Source organism: Streptomyces caelestis, from assembly GCF_001279005.1.
In the GTDB taxonomy this organism is placed as follows: Bacteria; Actinomycetota; Actinomycetes; order Streptomycetales; family Streptomycetaceae; genus Streptomyces; species Streptomyces heliomycini.
The window spans coordinates 68,216-89,368 of sequence record NZ_LGCN01000197.1; the positions used below are offsets into that span (position 1 = coordinate 68,216).

General features: G+C 72.8%; 22 protein-coding genes. 13 read left to right on the forward strand and 9 right to left on the reverse strand.

The features are described 5' to 3' along the window. Positions 1–2 precede the first annotated feature (2 nt). Positions 3–182 (reverse strand): hypothetical protein, encoded by a 180-nt coding sequence (locus ADK41_RS19460; protein ID WP_030831571.1) that lies wholly within the window; start codon positions 180–182, stop codon positions 3–5. Between the two features lie 164 nt (positions 183–346). Further along, positions 347–895: a hypothetical protein gene (locus ADK41_RS19465; protein ID WP_030831568.1), complete on the reverse strand. Its 549-nt coding sequence runs from the start codon at positions 893–895 to the stop codon at positions 347–349. A gap of 119 nt (positions 896–1,014) precedes the next feature. Here ADK41_RS19465 and tsaB point away from each other — a divergent pair, with 119 nt between their 5' ends. From tsaB to ADK41_RS19485, 4 genes are read left to right on the forward strand one after another with little or no spacing between them, the layout of a single operon-like run. Beyond that, a complete protein-coding gene (tsaB, locus tag ADK41_RS19470; RefSeq protein ID WP_030831565.1) occupies positions 1,015–1,668 on the forward strand; it encodes a tRNA (adenosine(37)-N6)-threonylcarbamoyltransferase complex dimerization subunit type 1 TsaB in 654 nt (217 codons plus the stop codon). Then, positions 1,665–2,246 carry a ribosomal protein S18-alanine N-acetyltransferase gene (gene rimI, locus ADK41_RS19475; RefSeq protein ID WP_030831561.1) on the forward strand — a complete coding sequence of 194 codons (582 nt, stop codon included), beginning with the start codon at positions 1,665–1,667 and terminating at the stop codon, positions 2,244–2,246. Before tsaB ends, rimI begins: the two co-directional genes overlap by 4 nt. Continuing rightward, entirely contained in the window at positions 2,239–3,336 is a 1,098-nt protein-coding gene (gene tsaD / locus ADK41_RS19480; protein WP_030831557.1) for a tRNA (adenosine(37)-N6)-threonylcarbamoyltransferase complex transferase subunit TsaD, read from the forward strand. The genes rimI and tsaD overlap by 8 nt, the downstream gene beginning before the upstream one ends. Next, positions 3,333–3,623 (forward strand): hypothetical protein, encoded by a 291-nt coding sequence (locus ADK41_RS19485; protein ID WP_030831555.1) that lies wholly within the window; start codon positions 3,333–3,335, stop codon positions 3,621–3,623. Before tsaD ends, ADK41_RS19485 begins: the two co-directional genes overlap by 4 nt. Here ADK41_RS19485 and ADK41_RS19490 read toward each other — a convergent pair. Both ADK41_RS19490 and ADK41_RS19495 read right to left on the reverse strand, forming a co-directional pair. Next, on the reverse strand, positions 3,592–3,888 hold the full coding sequence (locus ADK41_RS19490) for a hypothetical protein (protein WP_030831552.1): 297 nt from the start codon (positions 3,886–3,888) through the stop codon (positions 3,592–3,594). The two genes, ADK41_RS19485 and ADK41_RS19490, sit on opposite strands and share 32 nt — an antisense overlap. A 14-nt stretch (positions 3,889–3,902) precedes the next feature. Further along, the gene (locus tag ADK41_RS19495) at positions 3,903–5,468 is read right to left on the reverse strand and encodes a hypothetical protein (protein WP_053670273.1); all 1,566 of its coding nucleotides are present in this window, start codon (positions 5,466–5,468) and stop codon (positions 3,903–3,905) included. Between the two features lie 362 nt (positions 5,469–5,830). Here ADK41_RS19495 and ADK41_RS19500 point away from each other — a divergent pair, with 362 nt between their 5' ends. From ADK41_RS19500 to ADK41_RS19515, 4 genes are all read left to right on the forward strand, one after another. Continuing rightward, complete coding sequence (locus ADK41_RS19500) at positions 5,831–6,883, forward strand: LacI family DNA-binding transcriptional regulator (protein ID WP_030831548.1); 1,053 nt, start codon at positions 5,831–5,833, stop codon at positions 6,881–6,883. A gap of 99 nt (positions 6,884–6,982) precedes the next feature. Further along, on the forward strand, positions 6,983–8,083 hold the full coding sequence (locus tag ADK41_RS19505; RefSeq protein WP_030831546.1) for an LCP family protein: 1,101 nt from the start codon (positions 6,983–6,985) through the stop codon (positions 8,081–8,083). A gap of 114 nt (positions 8,084–8,197) precedes the next feature. Next, positions 8,198–8,554: a YciI family protein gene (locus tag ADK41_RS19510; RefSeq protein WP_030831542.1), complete on the forward strand. Its 357-nt coding sequence runs from the start codon at positions 8,198–8,200 to the stop codon at positions 8,552–8,554. Between the two features lie 110 nt (positions 8,555–8,664). Continuing rightward, entirely contained in the window at positions 8,665–9,924 is a 1,260-nt protein-coding gene (locus ADK41_RS19515) for an RNA polymerase sigma factor (protein ID WP_030831541.1), read from the forward strand. Here ADK41_RS19515 and ADK41_RS19520 read toward each other — a convergent pair whose 3' ends face one another. Then, positions 9,925–11,100 (reverse strand): class I SAM-dependent methyltransferase, encoded by a 1,176-nt coding sequence (locus ADK41_RS19520; protein WP_030831539.1) that lies wholly within the window; start codon positions 11,098–11,100, stop codon positions 9,925–9,927. It lies immediately after the preceding gene. A 135-nt stretch (positions 11,101–11,235) separates the two neighbouring features. On the opposite strand from ADK41_RS19520, the gene ADK41_RS19525 reads away from it, so the two are divergent. The 5 genes from ADK41_RS19525 (at position 11,236) to ADK41_RS42175 (ending at position 16,835) form a co-directional block, all read left to right on the forward strand. Further along, complete coding sequence (locus tag ADK41_RS19525; RefSeq protein ID WP_030831537.1) at positions 11,236–12,114, forward strand: polysaccharide deacetylase family protein; 879 nt, start codon at positions 11,236–11,238, stop codon at positions 12,112–12,114. Positions 12,115–12,449: 335 nt separating this feature from the next. Beyond that, positions 12,450–13,220 carry a polysaccharide deacetylase family protein gene (locus ADK41_RS19530; protein WP_078662084.1) on the forward strand — a complete coding sequence of 257 codons (771 nt, stop codon included), beginning with the start codon at positions 12,450–12,452 and terminating at the stop codon, positions 13,218–13,220. A 358-nt stretch (positions 13,221–13,578) separates the two neighbouring features. Continuing rightward, positions 13,579–13,887, forward strand: a complete 309-nt coding sequence (gene groES, locus ADK41_RS19535) for a co-chaperone GroES (RefSeq protein WP_003998759.1) — start codon at positions 13,579–13,581, stop codon at positions 13,885–13,887. 126 nt (positions 13,888–14,013) lie between these two features. Further along, positions 14,014–15,639: a chaperonin GroEL gene (groL, locus tag ADK41_RS19540; RefSeq protein ID WP_030831528.1), complete on the forward strand. Its 1,626-nt coding sequence runs from the start codon at positions 14,014–14,016 to the stop codon at positions 15,637–15,639. A 140-nt stretch (positions 15,640–15,779) separates the two neighbouring features. Further along, on the forward strand, positions 15,780–16,835 hold the full coding sequence (locus ADK41_RS42175; RefSeq protein ID WP_030831525.1) for a hypothetical protein: 1,056 nt from the start codon (positions 15,780–15,782) through the stop codon (positions 16,833–16,835). A gap of 196 nt (positions 16,836–17,031) precedes the next feature. Here ADK41_RS42175 and ADK41_RS19550 read toward each other — a convergent pair whose 3' ends face one another. From ADK41_RS19550 to ADK41_RS19565, 4 genes are all read right to left on the reverse strand, one after another. Further along, positions 17,032–17,502 (reverse strand): ATP-binding protein, encoded by a 471-nt coding sequence (locus tag ADK41_RS19550; RefSeq protein WP_030831521.1) that lies wholly within the window; start codon positions 17,500–17,502, stop codon positions 17,032–17,034. A gap of 449 nt (positions 17,503–17,951) precedes the next feature. Beyond that, entirely contained in the window at positions 17,952–19,307 is a 1,356-nt protein-coding gene (locus ADK41_RS19555; protein WP_030831518.1) for a VanZ family protein, read from the reverse strand. A 68-nt stretch (positions 19,308–19,375) separates the two neighbouring features. Next, positions 19,376–19,828, reverse strand: coding sequence for a hypothetical protein (locus tag ADK41_RS19560; protein WP_037804811.1), 453 nt, complete (start codon positions 19,826–19,828; stop codon positions 19,376–19,378). A 621-nt stretch (positions 19,829–20,449) separates the two neighbouring features. Beyond that, a partial coding sequence (locus tag ADK41_RS19565; RefSeq protein ID WP_037804809.1) for a hypothetical protein occupies positions 20,450–21,153 on the reverse strand: 704 nt, incomplete at its 5' end.

The following is a 21,153-nucleotide window of genomic DNA, read 5'->3' on the forward strand; positions in this document are numbered from 1 at the left end:
GGTTACGCCGCCTCGCGGTGCTCGTCGGCCGGTTCGCAGGGCCGGGGTTCCGGCGCGCGGGGCGGGGTGGAGACCGCGGCGGCCGCGGCGCAGGACGCCAGCAGGTCGCGCATCGGTATCCCGGAGACCGGCTGGGGCCGCGACTGCGCCGTGGTCCGGCGGGCGCTCTGATGGGCCGGCATGGACGCCTCCTGAAGGACGGGGGCGGGCGTGGTTAGGTAGACCTAACCACGGGCTGGATACCATGTGACCACGCCCGGGACGCCGAACGCAACATCTTGCCGACGTCTTGTCGGAATGCACGGGCCCCGTCCACGCGATCCGGCCGGAACGCGCGCACCGGGGCTCACCGCACGACGACGACCTTCCGTCCGAGCGTCGCGAAGCCCCACATCGCCGCGCCGTCCTCGCGGGCCTGGCGGATGCCGCCCGTCCGCTCCTCCGGGTCGAGCCGCGGCGCCGAGCCGTCGACCGCCGCGCTGAACCCGATCGCCGTGCCCTCGACGGACGCGAACAGCACCACGTGCTCGATCGGGACGCCGTCCGATCCGGTGGCCGTGCGGGACCGGGACGTGACCCGGTAGGCGCCCGGCGCCGGGTCCACCGTGCTGGGGCTGACCCCGAAGGAGCGCCGCACCGTGCCGCTCTCCTCGACCAGCCACACCCGGTCCGCGCCCAGCGCGTACACGACCCGCTCGCCGGTCCCCGACCGTGCGGGCAGGGCGGCGGGGTGGTTCCCCTCCCGGAGGGTGTGGTGGAGGGCCGCCGCGGTGCCGGGCGCCGGAGGGCGCAGCTCGGCCGGGACGGTCACCGCCGCCCGGTGGCCGAGGTGGCCGACCGTCGCGAGGGCCGCCGCGGTCAGCCCCGCCACCATCATCGCGCTGGCGCCTGCCACCGTCGTCACCTCTGTCCCGCTCTGCACGGTTATGTACGTACACCGACGTGACCGTAGCAGTACGTGACCGGTCGACCCGTGCGGCCGTGGCCCGGGCGTGGGAGCCGTAGGCTGTTTGCGTGCTCTTGCTCGCTCTGGATACCGCCACCCCCGCCGTCACCGTCGCGCTGCACGACGGTCACGACGTCATCGCCTCGTCGAGCCAGGTGGACGCCCGCCGCCACGGCGAGCTGCTGCTCCCGGCGATCGACCGGGTGCTCGCCGAGGCAGGCCTGCGGCTGGACGCCGTCACCGGGATCGTCGTCGGCGTCGGCCCCGGCCCGTACACCGGGCTGCGCGTCGGCCTGATGACCGCGGACACCTTCGGGCTCGCGCTGGGCGTGCCCGTGCACGGTGTGTGCACGCTGGACGGTCTGGCCTGCGCGGCCGACCTGGAGGGCCCCTTCGTCGTGGCGACCGACGCCCGCCGCAAGGAGGTCTACTGGGCGCGCTACGCCGACTCCCGCACCCGCCTCACCGAACCCGCCGTGGACCGGCCCGCCGACATCGCCGAGCAGGTCGCGGGCCTGCCCGCGGTCGGCGCCGGCGCGCTGCTCTACCCGGACACCTTCCCCCGGGCGCACGAGCCCGAGCACGTGTCCGCCGCCGCCCTGGCCAAGCTGGCCGCCGAGCGGCTGGCGGCGGGCGAGGAACTGCCCGCGCCCCGGCCGCTGTACCTGCGCCGGCCCGATGCCCAGGTCCCCAGGAACTACAAGGTGGTCACCCCCAAGTGACGGGAACCGAGACGGTCGTGCTGCGCGAGATGCGCTGGTGGGACATCGACTCCGTACTGGAGCTGGAGCGGGACCTGTTCCCCGAGGACGCCTGGTCGCGCGGGATGTTCTGGTCCGAGCTGGCCCATGCGCGCGGGCCCGGGGCGACGCGGCGCTACGTCGTCGCCCAGGAGGGCGAGCGGATCGTCGGCTACGCGGGCCTCACCATCTCCGGCGCGGAGTCCGACGGCGACGGCGGCCGGGGCGGCGACAGCGTCCGGGCGGCCGACGTGCAGACCATCGCCGTCACCCGGGACCACTGGGGCACCGGCCTCGGCTCGCGGCTGCTGACCGAGCTGCTGCGGGCGGCGACCGCCTTCGAGTGCGCCGAGGTGCTGCTGGAGTGCCGGGTGGACAACGTCCGGGCCCAGAAGCTCTACGAGCGCTTCGGCTTCGAGACCATCGGCGTCAGGCGCGGCTACTACCAACCGGGGAACGTGGACGCCCTGGTGATGCGGCTGACCGACCCGTCCACCTCTGTGAACCCGGCGAATCCCGTCGACGGGAACGGCGTACAAGGAACCGAGACCCATGGCTGACGAACCCCTGGTACTGGGGATCGAGACCTCCTGCGACGAGACCGGCGTCGGCGTCGTGCGCGGGACCACCCTGCTGGCGGACGCCGTCGCCTCCAGCGTCGACGAGCACGCCCGCTTCGGCGGCGTCGTCCCGGAGGTGGCGAGCCGCGCCCACCTGGAGGCGATGGTCCCCACCATCGAGCGCGCGCTGAAGGAGGCGGGCGTCGGCGCCCGCGACCTCGACGGCATCGCCGTCACCGCCGGACCCGGACTCGCCGGCGCGCTGCTGGTCGGCGTCTCGGCGGCCAAGGCGTACGCCTACGCCCTCGGCAAGCCCCTCTACGGGGTCAACCACCTCGCCTCGCACATCTGCGTCGACCAGCTGGAGCACGGGCCGCTGCCCGAGCCGACGATGGCGCTGCTGGTCTCCGGCGGCCACTCCTCGCTGCTGCTGTCCACGGACATCACCTCCGACGTCCGCCCCCTCGGCGCGACCATCGACGACGCGGCCGGCGAGGCCTTCGACAAGATCGCCCGCGTGCTGAACCTGGGCTTCCCCGGCGGCCCGGTCATCGACCGGTACGCGCGCGAGGGCGACCCGGACGCGATCGCGTTCCCGCGCGGGCTGACCGGTCCGCGCGACCCGGCGTACGACTTCTCCTTCTCCGGGCTGAAGACGGCCGTGGCCCGCTGGATCGAGGCCAGGCGGGCGGCGGGCGAGGAGGTGCCGGTGCGCGACGTGTCGGCGTCCTTCCAGGAGGCGGTCGTGGACGTGCTCACCCGCAAGGCCGTACGGGCCTGCAAGGACGAGGGCGTCGACCACCTGATGATCGGCGGTGGCGTGGCCGCCAACTCCCGGCTGCGGGCCCTGGCCCAGGAGCGCTGCGAGGCGGCCGGCATCCGGCTGCGCGTGCCGCGCCCCAAGCTGTGCACGGACAACGGCGCGATGGTGGCGGCGCTGGGCGCGGAGATGGTCGCCCGGAACCGTCCGGCCTCCGACTGGGACCTGTCGGCCGACTCCTCGCTCCCGGTGACGGACCCGCACGTGCCGGGCGCCTCGCACACGCACGACCACGTCCACGAGGCCGGCGAGGGGAACCTGTACTCATGACCGTCGCGCTGATGTGGGAGGCCCGGGCGGTCCCCGGCCGGGGCGCGGACCTGGTGGCCTGGACCGAGGAACACGTGCGGGAGCTCGCCCGCCGCCCGCTGCGCCGTGAGACCTTCCGCGCCCCGCAGGACCGCGTCCTGGTCGTCACCTGGTGGGACGCCCCGTACGACGCGGACCTCCCCGAACTCCCGGAACCGGACGGGGAGCTGGTCACCCGTCCGGTGCACCGGTGGCGGTTCGAGTCGCTGGGCGAGGTCACAGACCCAGGAGCGCCCGCAGGGACGTGATCAGGGCCAGCACTCCGCTGCCCGCGTCCGCGCCCTCGCGGAGGGTGGCCAGCCAGTCCTGGATCCGGCCGCGGTCCACGGGCCGGTCCTCGGCCGCGGCCCGGGTGACCTCGGCGCGGATGAGTTCCGCCTCCGGAGCCCGGCCCGGCTGTTCCTCACGGACCCGTGCCACCAGCTCGTCCAGGTTTCCGATGAGCAGGTTCTGGTTGTGGTCGCCGAAGTTGTTCTGGCCGCTGACGGGCCCGTTGAAGTTGTACGTGCTCACGCGTACCGCCTTCCTCAGTTCTCGGTGTCGTCCGCGGCGGCCGCCGGGACGCCCGCGTTCCCGCCGCCGGCGTCGCCTCCGGTCTTCCCGGTCCCGTTACCGGTGCCGCCGTCGGGACCGGGCGTGAGGCGCAGGTCCTTCGCGACGTTGATCCCGTGATTGCCGAAGACGTTCTGGCCGTTGATCGGACCGCTGAAGTTGTAGGTCTGGGTGGTGATGATCTTTTGGGTCCGCCGCAGGTCGGAGGTGTCGACGTGGTGCGCTTCGAGGAACTGGTCGGTGGCGCGCAGCAGGGCCTGCTGGATGCGCTGCATGGCGTCCTCGGCGTCCATGCGCTGGGTGTAGTCCCCCTGCCGGGAGGGGGCGGAGGCCACGGCCCGCAGAGTGCCGCCGGCGCCGTAGTCGAAGTAGCTGCGGGGACGGGCTATCCGGCTGCGCTGCCACAGCAGCCGTACCGCGTCGGCGGTCCGCCGCACGGGACGGCGGAGCATGCGGCGGGCGGATCCGAAGAACTGGTCGCGCAGCTGTTCGCGGGTGACCCTCACCATGGTCATGGCGTGATCCCCGAACCCGAACCGATGCGTGCGGGGGTGGTTGAAGACCGTGTGCACGGGTGGCAGGTAGGAGGCGGCGATCTCCCAGGAGAGGCGGGAGCGGGCCAGCCGGGCACGGAGGTGCACGGTGACGACGTAGGAGCCACGGGTGCCGATCAGTTCGAGCGTCAGGTAGCTCCGCATCACGTCGCCGGTCTCGGCGATGCCCGTCTCGACCAGGTGGGGATCGATGCGGGTGACCGGGCGCCTCCGCGGGTCCGGCACCAGTGCGGCGCCGAGGTCCCGGACGTGATGTCCCTGGATGTGGAGGCGGTTGCAGACGCGCAGCCCGTCGAGCCCCGCGAGGTCGGGGAGCCGGTCCGCCACGTGGGAGTGCAGCTCCGAAGCGGTGAAGCTCTTGATCCTGGCCTTCTTGCCCGTGCTCTTTCTCGCGGGGCGGCTGATGTCGATGCCCGGCCAGACGGTTTCCATGATGGAGATGCCGCTGCCGAGGAAGGGCTGCTCGCCGTCCGGCCCTTTGGCCGAATACACGATGACGTTGGCCTGGTCGAGAGCGTCCAGTTCCCGTTCGAGCCCGGCCTTCACCGCCGGGGCGCCGTGGCGCGGCGGGTCGTCACCCCACTGGACGCCCTGCGCCGCGCGCCACATGACCCAGTTCCAGGCGAAGGCGACGACCGTTCCCGCGACGAGCGCGCCTGCGACGAGGAGCAGGCATCCGGTCAGGCGCTCGAGGTCGCGCACGACGAGTGCGGCCAGGCCGGCGATCACGCCCGCGGCGAGTGCGGCGAAGCAGAGCGCGAGCATGGCGTCCCGGAGCAGGAACAGCCGCTCCGCACGGCGGGCGTGCCGCACCACGGCGACGAGATCCACCCCTTTGGGCTGGCCGTGCGCGCGGAACCGCTCCGTCACGAACATCCGGCCCACGGACACGGCCCATTCCATGTCGCGGTACACGTGGCCGCAGAGTTCCCGTGTGACGGCGTCGTCGGCGTACCGCGGTAAAGCGCTCTTCCCCCGTTGCTGCATCGATTCCCCCTCCAGGACAACGGTTCCACGCTAGGAGGGTCGTGCCCCGCCCGTCCTGGGGACGAACACTTCGGGCGGAGCGGGTTGGCGCCGGCCCGGCACGCCCTGCCGTACGGTGGCCACCGGTCCGTGCGCGGCGTCGGGACCGGATCCCGTGACGGGGCGCCCGGTGCATCCCGTGACGGGGCGCCCGACGACGGGAGTGCGCCCGCCCGAGCGCCGGAGGGCTTGGAGCCGCGGCGCCGGGTGGTGATCCCTGCCGACGTCCATTCGAATGTTGCGTAGCATACGCCGAATGTTCCGGTGGGCGGTGATGTCCGGGAGTCTTCGCTGTGGGGGTCCGCAGGGTTACGATCGCGCGCATGACTTCCCCGCAGCCCGCCGAAACCCGGACTCAAGGGCGCAGCGCCCGGACGGCGACCCTCGCCGAGATCGCCCGCGAGGCCGGCGTCTCCGCCCCGACTGTTTCGAAGGTCCTCAACGGCCGCGCCGACGTCGCTCCCGCCACCCGGAGCCGGGTCGAGGGGCTGCTGCGCGCCCACGGCTACCGGCGCCGGCGCGCCGAGGCCACCCGCTCGCCCCTGATCGACCTGGTCTTCCACGAACTGGAGAGCGCCTGGGCGATGGAGGTCATCCGGGGCGTGGAGAACGTGGCCCGGGACGCGGGCCTGAGCGTCGTCCTCTCCGAGAGCGCGGGCCGGCTCACGCCCGGACGCACCTGGGCCGACCAGGTCGCCGCCCGCCGCCCGCACGGCGTGATCCTCGTGCTGTCCGGCCTCGACGAGTCCGGTCGGGCCCTGCTGACCAGCCGCTCCATCCCGTTCGTGGTGATGGACCCGGCCGGCGACCCGGGCACCGACGTGCCCTCCATCGGCGCCACCAACTGGCAGGGCGGGCTCGCCGCGACCCGGCACCTGGTCGAGCTGGGCCACACCCGGATCGGCGCGATCAGCGGACCCACGCAGATGATGTGCAGCCGCGCCCGCGTCGACGGCTACCGGGCCGCCCTGGAGACCGCCGGGCTGCCGGTCGACCCCGGACTGATCATGGCCGGGGACTTCCACCACGAGGCCGGCTACCGGCAGGGCCTCGCCCTGCTGCGCCGCGCGGACCGGCCCACCGCGGTCTTCGCCGGCAACGACCTCCAGGCCCTCGGCCTGTACGAGGCCGCGCGCGAGCTGGGGCTGCGGATCCCGGAGGACCTGAGCGTGGTCGGGTTCGACGACCTGCCGGTGGCCCGCTGGGTGGGGCCGCCGCTGACGACCGTGCGACAGCCGCTGACGGAGATGGCGGAGGCGGCGGCCAAGCTGGTCCTCGATCTGGGCCGGGACGAGGACTCGGCGGCGGCGACCCGGGTGGAGCTGGCGACGAGCCTGGTGGTGCGGAGCAGTACGGCGGCGCCGGCGGGGGCGTGAACCGGTCCGAAAGTTTCGGGCCGCCGGACGCCGGGCCGGAAGTCTGAGAATTTCACAAGAAAACCGTCCGCGGGTCGCCGCTCGTCATAATTCGGACTTATGTTCCTGCCCGTGAGGGGACACGAGAAGAGCGGCGGCACCGGGGACGACGACGGGGCCGGGGCCGGGGACGAGGGCGCGGGCATACGAACGGGCCGGCGGGCGAAGGCGCTGAGGATCACAGGGTTCACGCTGGCGGGCCTGCTGGCCCTGGGCGCCGGAGCCGCCGGCTGGGCGTACTGGCAGCTCAACGACAACATCGACGGCGTCGACATCGACCACGCCCTGGGCGGCGACCGCCCCGCCGGGTCGGCGGCCGCCCCGTCCCCGGACGCGTCCGCCACGGCCCTGCCGACCGGGCCCCTGAACATCCTGGTGCTCGGCTCCGACTCGCGCAGCGGCGAGGAGAACCAGGAGCTCGGCGGCGGCGACAGCGGCGGCGCCCGCTCCGACACCGCCATGGTCGTCCACCTCGACGCCGGCCGGACCGCCGCGACGGTGGTCAGCATCCCCCGCGACACCCTCGTCGACCGGCCCTCCTGCCCCCTGGAGGACGGGGAGTCGACCCGCGCGGCCTCCGGCGTGATGTTCAACAGCGCGTACGAGGTGGGCGGGCCGGTGTGCGCCGTGAAGACCGTCGAGTCGCTCACGGACGTCCGCATGGACCACTACGTCGAGATCGACTTCGCCGGTTTCGCCCGCCTGGTCGACGCGCTCGGCGGGGTCACCGTCACCACCGAGGAGGACATCGACGACGACCGCAGCCACCTCACCCTGGACGCCGGCACCCACCACCTCGACGGCACGGACGCCCTCGCCCTGGCCCGCACCCGGTACGACGTCGGCGACGGCAGCGACCTCGGCCGCATAGGGCTCCAGCACCAGCTGGTGAAGGCGCTGCTGGAGCAGGTCGCGGACGAGGACCTGCTGACCCGCCCCACCCGGCTGTACCGGATCGCCGACACCGTCACCGGCAGCCTCACCACCGACACCGGCCTCGACTCGCTGGGCGAACTGACGCGCCTCGCCCAGAGCCTGCAAGGCCTCCCGGCCGACGGCGTCACCACCCTCACCATGCCGGTCGTCCCGGCCCCCTGGGACGGCAACCGCGTGGTGGCGGACGAGCCGGCGGCGGGGGAGCTGTGGGCCTCTCTGAAGTGAGGCGGAGGCGGGGGGGGAAAGAACTCCGGCGCCGGTGTCGAATCCGGTGTCCCCCGTTCGACGCAGGGGTGAGAGGCCGGGAAGGACCCGGTCCGCACGACCCGAGGAGTCACCATGCCGCGCTTTCTCTCCCTGATCCGGATCGACGAGGACAACGCCCCCGAAGGCGGCCCCAGCCCCGAGCTGATGCGGCGGATGGGCGAACTGATCGAGGAGATGACGAAGGCCGGGGTCCTGCTGGACACCGCCGGGCTGGTCCCGACCGCCCAGGGCGCCCGGGTGCACTACGAGGGCGGCCGGCTGTCCGTGACGGACGGGCCGTTCACCGAGGCCAAGGAGGTCATCGGCGGCTACGCGATGCTGCAGGCCAAGGACAGGGCCGAGGCGATCGAGTGGACCAAGCGGTTCCTGAAGGTGCACGAGCCGCACTGGACGGTGACCTGCGAGGTGCGGGAGGTCATGGAGGGCTGACGGCTCCCGCGCGCCCGGAGACCCTTCCTTGGCTCCGCGGCCGTACGGGTGTCTGATGGTGGGTCGTGACACCACAGCCCACCACAGGCCCCCGCGACCCGGCCCCGGACATGGACACGGCCCCGGACACGGCACGGACCGTCGAGACCGTGTTCCGCATGGAGTCGCCCCGGGTGATCGCCGGCGTGACCCGTGTCGTCCGGGACGTCGGCATCGCCGAGGAGCTCGCGCAGGACGCCCTCGTCGCCGCGCTGGAGCAGTGGCCGCGGGACGGGGTGCCCGACAACCCGGGCGCCTGGCTCATGGCCACCGCCCGCAACCGTGCCGTCGACCTGATCCGCCGCCGGGAGACCTACGCCCGCAAGCTGGCCGAGATCGGCCGGGACCAGCCGATGGTGACGGCCCCGCCGAAGGAGCCCGCCGGTCCGGACGACATCGACGACGACCTGCTCCGTCTCGTCTTCACCGCCTGCCACCCGGTCCTGTCCGCCGAGGCCCGCACCGCCCTCACCCTGCGGCTGCTCGGCGGCCTGACCACGGCCGAGATCGCCCGCGCCTTCCTCGTGCCGGAGGCGACGGTGGCCCAGCGGATCGTGCGCGCCAAACGCACCCTGGCGACGAGGAACGTCGCCTTCGAGGTGCCCTACGGCCCCGACCGGGAGGCCCGCCTCGGCTCGGTCCTCGACGTCATCTACCTGATCTTCAACGAGGGGTACGCCGCCACGGCCGGCGACGACTGGCTGCGCCCGGCGCTCTGCGAGGACGCGCTGCGGCTGGCCCGCGTGCTGTCCGGGCTGATGCCGAAGGAGCCCGAGGTGCACGGGCTCACCGCGCTGCTGGAGTTCCAGTCCTCGCGCGCCGCCGCCCGCACCGGCCCGGACGGCGAACCGGTCCTCCTCGAGGACCAGGACCGCGCCCGCTGGAACCGCATGCTCATCGCCCGCGGCGTCACCGCCCTCACCCGCGCCGACGCCGTCGCCGCCGGCGCCCCGGGCCCGTACGTCCTCCAGGCGGCCATCGCCGCCTGCCACGCGCACGCGTACCGCTACGAGGAGACCGACTGGCCCCGCATCGCCACCCTGTACGCCCTGCTCGCCGCCCGCGCCCCCTCCCCGGTCGTCGAACTCAACCGCGCGGTGGCCGTCTCCATGGCCGAGGGACCCGCCGCCGCGCTGCCCCTGGCCGACGCCCTGACCGGCGTACCGGCGCTGCGGGACTACCACCTGCTGCCCAGCGTCCGCGGCGACCTGCTGGCCCGCCTGGGCCGCACGGAGGAGGCCCGGGCGGAGTTCCGGCGCGCGGCGTCGCTGACCCGCAACGCACGCGAACGGGAGCTGCTGCTGCGCCGCGCGGCGCAGACCGGCGCGTGATCACCGCACCGGGTGCCCCAGCAGCATCGTCGGGGCGCCGGCGACGCGGGTCAGGAAGACCGTGACGGACTCGGTGCCGTGCGGCTTGGGCAGGACCTTGCGGCGCAGCTCCTCCGGCTCGACGGCCGAGCCGCGCTTCTTCACCGTCAGCGTGCCGACCCGGCGCTCGCGCAGCAGCGCCTTCAGCTTCTTGACGCTGAACGGGAGCCGGTCGGTGAGCTCGTAGGCGGTGGCGTACGGCGTCGGGCGGTGCTCGTCGGCGGTGACGTAGGCGATGGTCGCGTCGAGGAGCCCGCCGTCGAGTTCCGCGGCGACCTCGGCGACGAGGTGCGACCGGACGACGGCGCCGTCGGGCTCGTACAGGTACCGGCCGGGCGGGCGGACCGCGGGGTCGGGCAGCCCGCGGGAGAGGAGGGTGCGCGGACCGGGGAGGAGGGTCGCGCGGACCGCCGCCCCCTGCCCGGCGCCGAACCACAGCACCGCCTCCTTCACGTCCCCGCCGTCCGAGATCCACTCGGCCTCCGCGTCGGCGGGGACGGCCTCGTGCGGGATGCCCGGCGCGACCTTCAGCGCGGCGGCGCGCGGTGCCGCGCGGGCCGCCTCGACCGCCCAGGACAGCGGGGGCGAGTACGCCTCGGGGTCGAAGATCCGGCCCCGCCCGCCGCGCCGGGCCGGATCGACGAACACGGCGTCGTGGCCGGCCGTGTCCACCTCCGTCACGTCCGCCTGCCGCACCTCGATCAGGTCGGCGAGCCCCAGCGCGTCGGCGTTCGCCCGCGCGGCCGCCGCGGTGAGCGGGTCCCGGTCCACCGCCAGCACCCGGATCCCGGCACGGGCCAGCGCGATCGCGTCCCCGCCGATCCCGCAGCACAGGTCGGCCACGGAGACCACGCCGAGCTCCCGGAACCGCCGTGCCCGGTACGCCGCCACGCTCGCCCGCGTCGACTGCTCCACCCCGTTCGGCGTGAAGAACATCCGCCGCGCGTCCTCCGCCCCGAACTTGGCCACCGCGCGCTGCCGCAGCCGCGCCTGGCCCAGCGCCGCCGACACCAGGTCGGCGGGGTGCTCGCGGCGCAGCCGGGTCGCGACGGCGAGTTCACGGGCCGGATCGGTGTCGCGCACCTCGTCGAGGAGGGCGCGGCCTTCGGGGGTGAGGAGGGGAGCGAGGTCGTTCACCGGGTCATTGTGGGCCAGTCGGTGGACCGTGTGCCTCCGGTCGCGGTGTCGGGCCGGATCGCCGGGGGCGGACTGCGAGGATCCGGCACCATGCGAGCAGTAGGACAAAACGATAAAAGGTGGCCATATGGCGGTGTGCGGACCGGCCTCGCGGTACTCGCTCTCGCCTCCATCGCCGCGGGCTGCGGACCGGGCGGCGACGCCCCGGTCGAACCGGCGGGCGGTCAGCAGCCCCTGCGGGAGCCCCCGGCCCGCGCGCTCGACGCCTACGCCGACAAGCTGCGCGCGGCGCACGCGGCGAGGGTCGCCGCCGCGAGACGCTGGGGGCTGAAGCGGGTGCCGCTGACCGCCCCGCCGCCCCCGGCGGAGAAGCCCCGGATCACCACCCGCGACGGCTTCGAGGTCGACGGCCACCGGCGGCTGGGCCTCCCCCCGGTCTTCACCACCGTCCCCACCGACGAGAAGATCCTCTTCCTCACCATCGACGACGGCGCCGAGAAGGACCCGGCGTTCCTGCGGATGATGAGCGAGCTGAAGGTCCCGTACAGCGCCTTCCTCAGCGACTACCTGGTCAAGGAGGACTACGGCTACTTCAAGGAGATGCGGGACCGGGACGTCGCCCTGCACAACCACACCCTCCACCACCCCTACCTGCCGGCCCTGTCCTACGCCCGCCAGAAGCGCGAGATCTGCGGCATGCAGGAGGTCATCGAGGAGCGCTACGGCGAGCGCCCCGTCCTCTTCCGCCCGCCCTACGGCAACTACGACAAGGCCACCCTGCGCGCCGCCAAGGCCTGCGGGATCACCCACGTCCCCCTCTGGAACGAGGAGGTCTTCGTCGACCGCTGGGAGTACCGCGAGTGGGACCGCGCACTGCACCCCGGCGACATCGTCCTCAGCCACTTCCGGGGCCGCGGGGACTGGAAGGGCACGATGCCGGACATGATCCGCCGCTTCCTGGACAAGGCCACGGCGGAGGGGTACGCGGTGGCCCGCCTGGAGGACTACCTGTGAGGGCCGGGAGACCGGCGACCGGCCTCCGGCCCCGCCCCGGCCCTCGACCGTGGGGCGGCCTCGCCGCGAGGGCGGTGACGTCGGCGGGGAGCGGTCCGACTGTCTTCCGGGCTCGGTGCGGTTCTCGGCCGTGGGGCGGCCTCGTCACGAGGGCGGTGACGTCGGCGGGGGCCGGTCCGGCTGTCTTCCGGGGCCGGGGTGCGGTGCCGGCGGGGAGCGGTCCGGCTGTCTTCCGGGCTCGGTGCGGTTCTCGGCCGTGGGGCGGCCTCGTCACGAGGGCGGTGACGTCGGCGGGGGCCGGCCCGGCTGTCTTCCGGGGCCGGGGTGCGGTGCCGGTGGGGACCGACCCGGCCGCCCTCCGGGCGCGGGCCGCCCTCCGGGCGCGGGCCGGCCTCCTGTTGGCGGGCGTCGTCGCCCTGCTGGCCGTGCTCGTCGGTTGCGGTCCGTCGGACGGGCCGGGGGACGGCGCGGGCCGGTCGCCCGGAGCCGGCCCGGCGCCGTGGACCGGCCCCCTCCCGCCCGTCGTCGACCGCGTCCCCACCCGTGACGCGGTCGTCTTCCTCACCTACGACGACGGCGCCGAACGCGACCCCCGCTTCATCGACCTGGTGCGCGAGCGCCGGCTCCCCGTCAGCCTGTTCCTCACGGACAGCGTGGTGGGCCCCGGGTACGCCCACTTCGCCCGGCTGCGCTCGGTCGGCGCGAGCCTGCAGAACCACACCCTCGACCACCCCGCCCTGCGCGGTCTGCCCTACGCCGGCCAGCGCGCCGAGATCTGCGGCCAGCAGCGCAAGCTCGCGTCCCGCTTCGGCGTCCGCCCCCGCCTCTTCCGCCCGCCCTACGGCACGTACGACACCACCACCCTGCGGGCCGCCGCGGACTGCGGCATCGCGGCGGTGGTGCTGTGGAGAGCGACCCTGGAACCCGACGGCCACCTCACCTACACCGACGGCCCCCACCACCTGAACCCCGGCGACATCATCGCCGTACCGTCGGGTGAGGCCCCGTCGCTGACCCTGACGGAACGGACGGCCCGGCTGCTGGACGAACTGGCGGAGCGGGGACTGGAAGTGGGCCGCCTGGAGGACCACGTCGGCCACCGCTGAGCCCCGTCCGGCGGTTCCCGGCGAGCACCGCTCACCTCCCGGCCCGTCCGGCGTGTGAGGACGAGGCCCGTTCAGGCCCGAAAGGGGCCCGGGGGCGCAGCCCCCGGGGACGCTCACCACCACACCGGCAAGCCGCACGCACGCGTGCCGAAAAGGCGCCCACTCCCGCGACGCGCCGCAGGCAATTGGCACTCCGCTTGACCGAGTGCTAATCGCAGTCATAGTCTCAGGTCTGGCACTCCCCCCTGGAGAGTGCCAAACACGCGACGGGCAGGTCCGGCACCCGCGACGACGGATCCACCTGGTCGCCACCTCAGACAGTTAACCCCGTGAGATCTCCGAAGGGGGAGGTCGGATCGTGACGACCACCAGCTCCAAGGTTGCCATCAAGCCGCTCGAGGACCGCATCGTGGTCCAGCCGCTCGACGCCGAGCAGACCACGGCTTCGGGCCTGGTCATTCCGGACACCGCCAAGGAGAAGCCCCAGGAGGGCGTCGTCCTGGCCGTGGGCCCGGGCCGCTTCGAGAACGGCGAGCGTCTGCCGCTCGACGTCAAGACGGGCGACATCGTGCTGTACAGCAAGTACGGCGGCACCGAGGTGAAGTACAACGGCGAGGAGTACCTCGTCCTCTCGGCTCGCGACGTCCTCGCGATCATCGAGAAGTAGTTCACCCGCTTCCACCGAAGCACACCGCTTTTGAGCTGCGCCCCGGGCCCCCGCGACCTTACGAAGCCGGGCGTCAGGGGCGCAGTTCGTTTCACCCACGTTTTCCGAGAGGGCTGAACCGCTCCCATGGCGAAGATCCTGAAGTTCGACGAGGACGCCCGTCGCGCCCTCGAGCGCGGCGTCAACAAGCTTGCCGACACGGTGAAGGTGACGATCGGCCCGAAGGGCCGCAACGTCGTCATCGACAAGAAGTTCGGCGCCCCCACCATCACCAACGACGGTGTCACGATCGCCCGCGAGGTCGAGATCGAGGACCCGTACGAGAACCTCGGCGCGCAGCTGGTGAAGGAGGTGGCGACCAAGACCAACGACATCGCGGGTGACGGCACCACCACCGCCACCGTGCTGGCCCAGGCGCTGGTCCGCGAGGGCCTGAAGAACGTCGCCGCCGGCGCCTCCCCCGCGCTGCTGAAGAAGGGCATCGACGCCGCCGTCGCCGCGGTCTCCGAGGACCTGCTCGCCTCGGCCCGCCCGATCGACGAGAAGTCCGACATCGCCGCCGTCGCCGCGCTGTCCGCCCAGGACCAGCAGGTCGGCGAGCTCATCGCCGAGGCGATGGACAAGGTCGGCAAGGACGGTGTCATCACCGTCGAGGAGTCCAACACCTTCGGTCTGGAGCTGGACTTCACCGAGGGCATGGCCTTCGACAAGGGCTACCTGTCGCCGTACTTCGTGACGGACCAGGAGCGCATGGAGGCCGTCCTCGACGACCCCTACATCCTCATCACCCAGGGCAAGATCTCCTCCATCTCGGAGCTGCTGCCGCTGCTGGAGAAGGTCATCCAGGCCAACGCCTCCAAGCCGCTGCTGATCATCGCCGAGGACGTCGAGGGCGAGGCCCTGTCGACCCTGGTGGTCAACAAGATCCGCGGCACCTTCAACGCGGTCGCCGTGAAGGCCCCCGGCTTCGGCGACCGCCGCAAGGCGATGCTGCAGGACATGGCCGTCCTCACCGGCGCCACGGTCGTCTCCGAGGAGGTCGGCCTCAAGCTCGACCAGGTCGGCCTGGACGTGCTCGGCTCCGCCCGCCGCGTCACCGTCACCAAGGACGACACCACGGTCGTCGACGGTGCCGGGAACAAGGAGGACGTGCAGGGTCGCGTCGGCCAGATCAAGGCCGAGATCGAGACCACCGACTCCGACTGGGACCGCGAGAAGCTCCAGGAGCGCCTCGCGAAGCTGGCCGGCGGCGTGTGCGTCATCAAGGTCGGCGCCGCCACCGAGGTGGAGCTGAAGGAGAAGAAGCACCGTCTGGAGGACGCCATCTCCGCGACCCGCGCCGCGGTCGAGGAGGGCATCGTCTCCGGTGGCGGCTCCGCGCTGGTCCACGCCGTCAAGGTCCTCGAGGGCAACCTCGACAAGACCGGCGACGAGGCCACCGGTGTCGCGGTCGTCCGCAAGGCCGCCGTCGAGCCGCTGCGCTGGATCGCCGAGAACGCCGGCCTCGAGGGCTACGTCATCGTCTCCAAGGTCGCCGAGCTCGAGAAGGGCAACGGCTACAACGCCGCCACCGGCGAGTACGGCGACCTGGTCAAGGCCGGCGTCATCGACCCGGTCAAGGTGACCCGCTCCGCCCTGGAGAACGCCGCCTCCATCGCCTCCCTGCTGCTGACGACCGAGACCCTGGTCGTCGAGAAGAAGGAAGAGGAAGAGCCGGCCGCCGGTGGTCACGGCCACGGCCACGCCCACTGAGCGACCCGCTCGAAGCACGACGAGGGCCCGGTACCGCCGCTGTTCGGCGGTGCCGGGCCCTCGCCCGTGCGGCGGATCACGGAACCGCGCACCGGCTGGAGACGGTCTCCCCACACGGCAGACGTCGCAGGAGGGTCGGAATGAACCAGGTGCTCTACGGGGAACGGTCCCGGAACCCGTTGGCGCGGACCGTGGAACTCACCGGGGGCGGGCTGCGCAGGGGCGGCAGGACGACCCCGCCGGCCGAGCTGAACCTCGGCGCCATGGCCGAGGCGTACCTGCGGGGGAGCTGGCTCGGCGGCGGTGGCGCGGAACGCCCCCTGGCCCGGCTGCCGCAGGGCCCCGGCACCGTCCCGGTCACCCGTGTGACGGGGACGACCACGCCGCTGAAGGTGCGCCGGGCCGCCGACTTCGCCCGCGCCCTGGGGGAGTGGGCGGTCCACGGGTGCGGCGGGGCGGACCAGGTGGCCGCGCTCTCCGCGCGGGCGCACGCGGAGGGCGTACCGCTGTGGATCGCGCGACGGTACGCGCCCGGCCCCGCCGGGGCGATCGCCGTCGCCGTGGACCGGCGCCTGGTCCGCGTGGACGTGTGGGGCCCGTACGCCCCCGCCGTACGGCTGCGGGCGCCGTACGGCTTCCGCGGCGACTCCACCACCCCGGACGGCGGCCTGCACCTGACCGTCGGCGACGTCACCGCACATCTTGAACTCCGCCGCACGTTCCGCAAGTCCAAGCGCGGCGTGGAGATACGCCTGCCCGACCGGCACTGGACGCTGCGGCGCGAGAACGCGGAGAGCTCGTGGCTGCTGCGCGACGACCGGCGGGTCGCGCTGCTGACCCGTCCGCCGCGGTGGCCGGGTCCTCCGCCCGGCACCGTGCTGCTGCCGCTGGCCGCCGTGCACCACGAGAGCCCCGACCCCCTGGACGCCGTGATGGCCCACGCGGTCGCCGCCTCCTTCGGCCTCGGGGACACGACGGGCCTGGCCAGGTTCCGTCCCCGCTCCCGCTCCGGAGGGGAGGCGGACGACGGCGCCTGGGAACTCCCCTGGTTCAGCAACCTCGGCACCGGCCGCGACGACAACGAACCCGGCGGCGGCGACGGCTGGGGCAGCGACGGCGGGGACGGCGGCGACGGCGGCGGTGGGAGCGGCGACGGAGGCGGCGGTGACGGGGGAGGCGGCGGGGGCGGCGACTAGCCGGCCGGGACGACGCTGCCGAGCACGCTCGTGATCGCGGAGAGGACGCGCGGGCTCCTTGCGAACGGCGACCCCTGTGGCCGCCGCGAACCCGAGTCCTCGCCGCGTACAGGACATGTGGGGTCCGCTTCTCCGTAGGGAGCCGGCCGACATCAAGGCCCGGAACCTCTCCCGAGGGACCGGGTTCCGCCCCCGCTCACCCGCCGACCGGTGCGGCGGACACCACGGCCCAGACGGTCTTGCCGGGGGCGCCGGGGCGCGGGGCCGTTCCCCACTCCTCGGCCAGGGCGGCGACGAGGAGGAGCCCCCGCCCGCCGTCCTCCTCGCTTCCGGCGTCCCGCGCCTCGGGCAGCCGCTCGCCCCGCGCGTCGCTCACCTCGATGCGGACGTGTCCGCCGTCCTCCCTGCTGAGCCGCAGCTCGGCGTCCCGGCCGGGGACCCGGCCGTGGGTCACGGCGTTGGCGGCCAGTTCGCCCACGATCAGCTCGACGGAGTCGTGCGCCGGGGTGCCGTAGCGCCACCCCCAGGCGTCCATCTGGCAGGACGCGAGCCGACGGGCGAGCCGGGCGCCGCGCGGGGACGGGGTGAAGCGGAACGAGAACACCGTCTGATCGGCGAGCGGGAGCGGGAGCGCGGACCGCCGCTCCGTGCGGGGGGAAGTCGTCATGCCCCGAAGATCCCGCGCCCACACCCCCGCCCACCAGGTACGACGCCCCCACGGCGGCGCTCCGTCGGGGCGGTGGGCGACGGTGTCAGGCCTGTCGGGGCAGGTGTCCGTCGGCCCGTCCCGACGGTTGCCCACTGCAGCCGTACGTGCGGTCAAGCGGGCCGTGCCGAGCAGGCTCACGCTGACGTGATCGCGGACTTGAAGGGGAACCCGCCGTCCAACGGCCGCTCTCCCTTTCTCCTCGTCCCTGTGAGCCCCGGCTTCTCCGGCCCTGTCGGCGGGTGGCTGTAAAGGGGCTGAGGCCCCTCTCCCCCAGTAGCGGGTGCACCCCGTTGTCCCCCGTGGCCCCGTACACGTCGATTCGCAGCAGCTCGCGGACGTGGGCGGGAACCCGCTCGACGGCTGGGCCACTCCGCAGTTTGCGCAACGTCGGGCTCCCGGACGGGTTGTCACAGGGGAGGGTAGGCGCTGATGTGTACGGTGCCGTCGAGGGCATCCACCCAGTTGGTCGTGGTGACGGATTCGGTGCCCTCCTCGTGAGGGGGCAGGCTGTTCACGATCCATTCGGGCCGCCATCCGCGACCTCGGTCGTTCGCCTTGAGGGTGAACGCGTCGACGGTGACATCAGGGGGCGGGTTCCCGCCGGCCTCGGCTTCGTCCCGGAGGTGCTCCAGGACCAGTTGCTCGGCCCGCTCCTTGCTGATCTTTGTGGCGGGGAGGTCGAGTTCGGTGGGTCCCATGGTGACGTCGACCTGCGAGATGCGTCCGGCACGGTTGACCTGGACGTCGAGCATGCGCGGCATGAGGATGTCGTTGTCCATGAAACGCCAGCTGGTGATCCATCCGAACTCGGCATCCTCTCCGACGGGTTCGGTTCGGTGCAGAGTGGCGCCTGCGGCCCAGTTGTAGTGGCTGCGCATGTAGGTCTCGGCGGTCCGGTAGGCATCGTCCTTGTCTCGCGGAGCTGCGGCAGCCGCGACGGGGAAGCTGTTGGCACCGGGCTCGCTGCTGGCTTCGAGCAGGATGTTCAGGTGCCGTTGACCGGGCCACTCCAGGGTGCCCGTGCCGTTGTCGCCGACCTTGAAGATGAGATTGGTGCATTGGACGTCGAGACAGGGCTGGACGTAGACGTTCGTGACGGGAAAACGGTCACCGAAGGCTCGCTGGACGGCCTGGGTCACGGCCTTGCGCTGGTCTTCGCCAGGTGCGCTGAGGCCGGTGCCGTCGTAGTGGACCGAGCTCACCAGGGTGCGGAAGACCACGGTTCCGATGATGGCGACGGCGAGGCCGGCGACGGCGGCGGGTTTGGCCCAGCCGCTCCAGTCGAGTCGGTGCCGCCGGGCCAGGAAGGCTCCTGCGGTCAGCAGCCCGATCAGGCCGCCCAGGAGGTTCATCTCGACATCGGCACTGTCACAGCCCCGGGCGACGAACGGGATTGTGGCCTGGGAGAGCTCGATCAGACAGGGAAGCGCCGCCGTGCCGAGGAACGCCGGCACCGGCCGACGCAGGGCCAGCAGGGCGAAGCAGCCGACGGGCACGAACATGGCCAGGTTCAACAGGCCCTGAGCCGTATGGAACGGCTCGGCGAGATCATGGTTGATGACGCACTGTCTGCTCGCCTGGCCTCCCCCGAAGGAGGTGACACCGAGGACCCCGGTCACGGTGGCCGTCAGGGCTAACCACCACAGACCGTGGGGGCTCCCCTTCCTGGTCGCCGTCCACCACGCCAGGCCGCCCATGGCGAGGCCAACGAAGGTGAGGGCGGCCAGAAAACCGTAGTGGCCGTCGAATATGGCTGCAAACATGTTCGTCTTTCACGTCGTGGACGCCGGCGCCCCACCGTATCCGGAGCGCCGGCGTCTCATGGCGATGCTCAGCAGTGGGCGGCCGGCGTCTGGTACGACCCACCGCTGTAGGAGAGCAGACCGACGCTGTTCAGGCAGGCCTTGTCGCCCGAGACTGTCCAGCTCTTCGACTTGTTCTGGCCATTGGCGATGCTGACGGCGCTGGCGTACTTGGTGGTGCCGCTCATGCTGTAGCCGAGCTGGGCGGAGATGGTGCTGCCGCCGTCCTTGTCGTATCCGGTGCGCAGGGTGGTGCCCGAGGAGCTGGCTCGCTTGCTGTGGTAAAGGACACCGTTGCTGAGCGACGTACAGCGCTCGTGCGGGTCGCCACTGGCCGTCCAGCCGCTGCTGTCGCAGTACAGTGCCTGCACGCCTACGCCGCCGGATTCGGCCGCCATGGCCATCGGTGCCGCGGCTATGGAGGTGAGCGTGGCGACGGTGACGATCGCGGCTCGGAAGGACGCGCGCTTGGTCGTTCCCATGGAGATCTCCTTCTGTCCGGCCGGGACGGCGAGTCGTCACCGGCAGTGCGCATTCGATCACACGCCCTTCGCCTGGGTGGTTACCTTCCTTGCAGGTCGACGCTGGCTTGATCACAGAGAATTGATCATGGGGCAACTCGGATGTTGCGTAACTAAAAGATCTTGATGCGTAAACATAAAGACCTGTGAATGACCTGATCGTTTCCTGTGAGGCCGCGTGAGGCGACCTGTGATGACTGGAACGTTGCCCTTGATTGGCTCACACTGCTCGGTCCTGCGCGGGACTGTCGTACACATCCGCAGGGCGAACCAGAGGAAGCTGCCTGCGATTCGGAGACCGGCCAGGCTCTGACTTGAAACGGTTCGGCTTCTGGGGTGTTGGTGGGGTACGAGCGATCCGGTGAGGGGTGCGCGGGGCATCTGCCGCCGGCGGTGTAGGACCGTGAGGACGTAGCGGCGCTCTTCGGGGTGTCGCTGAAAGCGGTCGATGTGTGGTGGGCGAAGCAGCAGGCTGGCGGCCGGGTTGAGCGGCGGGTTCTGCGCGGTGTCCGCCGGGACTTGGGCGGTTCCCTGCTTCTGCGATGACCCCGCTGCAGCCGTCCGGGTCCGTTCCCGGCTCCGTCAGACCCGTGCGCCGGACGATGGTGGGGCGAGGCAGTGACGGCAGAGGGTTTCGTCACCGACCGGACGGAAGAGGGTCGCCTGTACGTGGTCGCCCTCGCATTCGCGGAGGGCGGCGAGGCGGCTGGACGGGTGGGCGGGGGCGGGGTGTGCGGCGGCTGAAGCGCTGCTGGGCACGGGGACGGGTGGGATGTCGCGGAGGAGGTAGCGCAGGAGGCCGCCGGGGCGGTGGACGGGGGTGCCGTCGTCGGGGAGGCCGCGCAGGATGTGGGTGCGGACGCTCCCGGGGGTATGGCCGGCGGTGAGCCAGTGGGAGACGAGGCGGGCGAGTTCGTCGTGCATGCCCCGGGGGATGCGGCGCAGGTCGGGGGAAAGATGCGGGAGGGCGGCGACGAGGGTGCGGGCGGCTTCGGGGGCCTCGGCCTTCTCGGTCGTCCCGGTCGTCTCCAGGGCGGGCTCGGGCTCCGGGTCCGGCTTCCGCTCCGGCCGGGCGGGATGGTGGGAGGTGTTTTCCCCGGGGTCTTTTCTTGGATGACCGTCGGTGGGCGGAGGGGTCGGGGCACCGGCGGTCGGGATGCGGGGACTCGGGGCGACCTGCGGCGGCACGTCGGCGGAGGGGGTGTGGCCGGGCATCCGGGCGAGGATCTTGGCGGCCTCGGCGGCGTTCAACGGCACGTTGGAGACGAGCTGTTGGGTCACCCAGT

Excerpts from the sequence above, each read along its gene's own strand:
- ADK41_RS19460 (WP_030831571.1), bottom strand. The coding sequence starts at position 182 with ATGCCGGCCCATCAGAGCGCCCGCCGGACCACGGCGCAGTCGCGGCCC.
- tsaD (WP_030831557.1), top strand. The coding sequence starts at position 2,239 with ATGGCTGACGAACCCCTGGTACTGGGGATCGAGACCTCCTGCGACGAG.
- ADK41_RS19485 (WP_030831555.1), top strand. The coding sequence starts at position 3,333 with ATGACCGTCGCGCTGATGTGGGAGGCCCGGGCGGTCCCCGGCCGGGGC.
- ADK41_RS19495 (WP_053670273.1), bottom strand. The coding sequence starts at position 5,468 with ATGCAGCAACGGGGGAAGAGCGCTTTACCGCGGTACGCCGACGACGCC.
- ADK41_RS19500 (WP_030831548.1), top strand. The coding sequence starts at position 5,831 with ATGACTTCCCCGCAGCCCGCCGAAACCCGGACTCAAGGGCGCAGCGCC.
- ADK41_RS19505 (WP_030831546.1), top strand. The coding sequence starts at position 6,983 with ATGTTCCTGCCCGTGAGGGGACACGAGAAGAGCGGCGGCACCGGGGAC.
- ADK41_RS19510 (WP_030831542.1), top strand. The coding sequence starts at position 8,198 with ATGCCGCGCTTTCTCTCCCTGATCCGGATCGACGAGGACAACGCCCCC.
- ADK41_RS19515 (WP_030831541.1), top strand. The coding sequence starts at position 8,665 with ATGGACACGGCCCCGGACACGGCACGGACCGTCGAGACCGTGTTCCGC.
- groL (WP_030831528.1), top strand. The coding sequence starts at position 14,014 with ATGGCGAAGATCCTGAAGTTCGACGAGGACGCCCGTCGCGCCCTCGAG.
- ADK41_RS42175 (WP_030831525.1), top strand. The coding sequence starts at position 15,780 with ATGAACCAGGTGCTCTACGGGGAACGGTCCCGGAACCCGTTGGCGCGG.
- ADK41_RS19550 (WP_030831521.1), bottom strand. The coding sequence starts at position 17,502 with ATGACGACTTCCCCCCGCACGGAGCGGCGGTCCGCGCTCCCGCTCCCG.
- ADK41_RS19555 (WP_030831518.1), bottom strand. The coding sequence starts at position 19,307 with ATGTTTGCAGCCATATTCGACGGCCACTACGGTTTTCTGGCCGCCCTC.
- ADK41_RS19560 (WP_037804811.1), bottom strand. The coding sequence starts at position 19,828 with ATGGGAACGACCAAGCGCGCGTCCTTCCGAGCCGCGATCGTCACCGTC.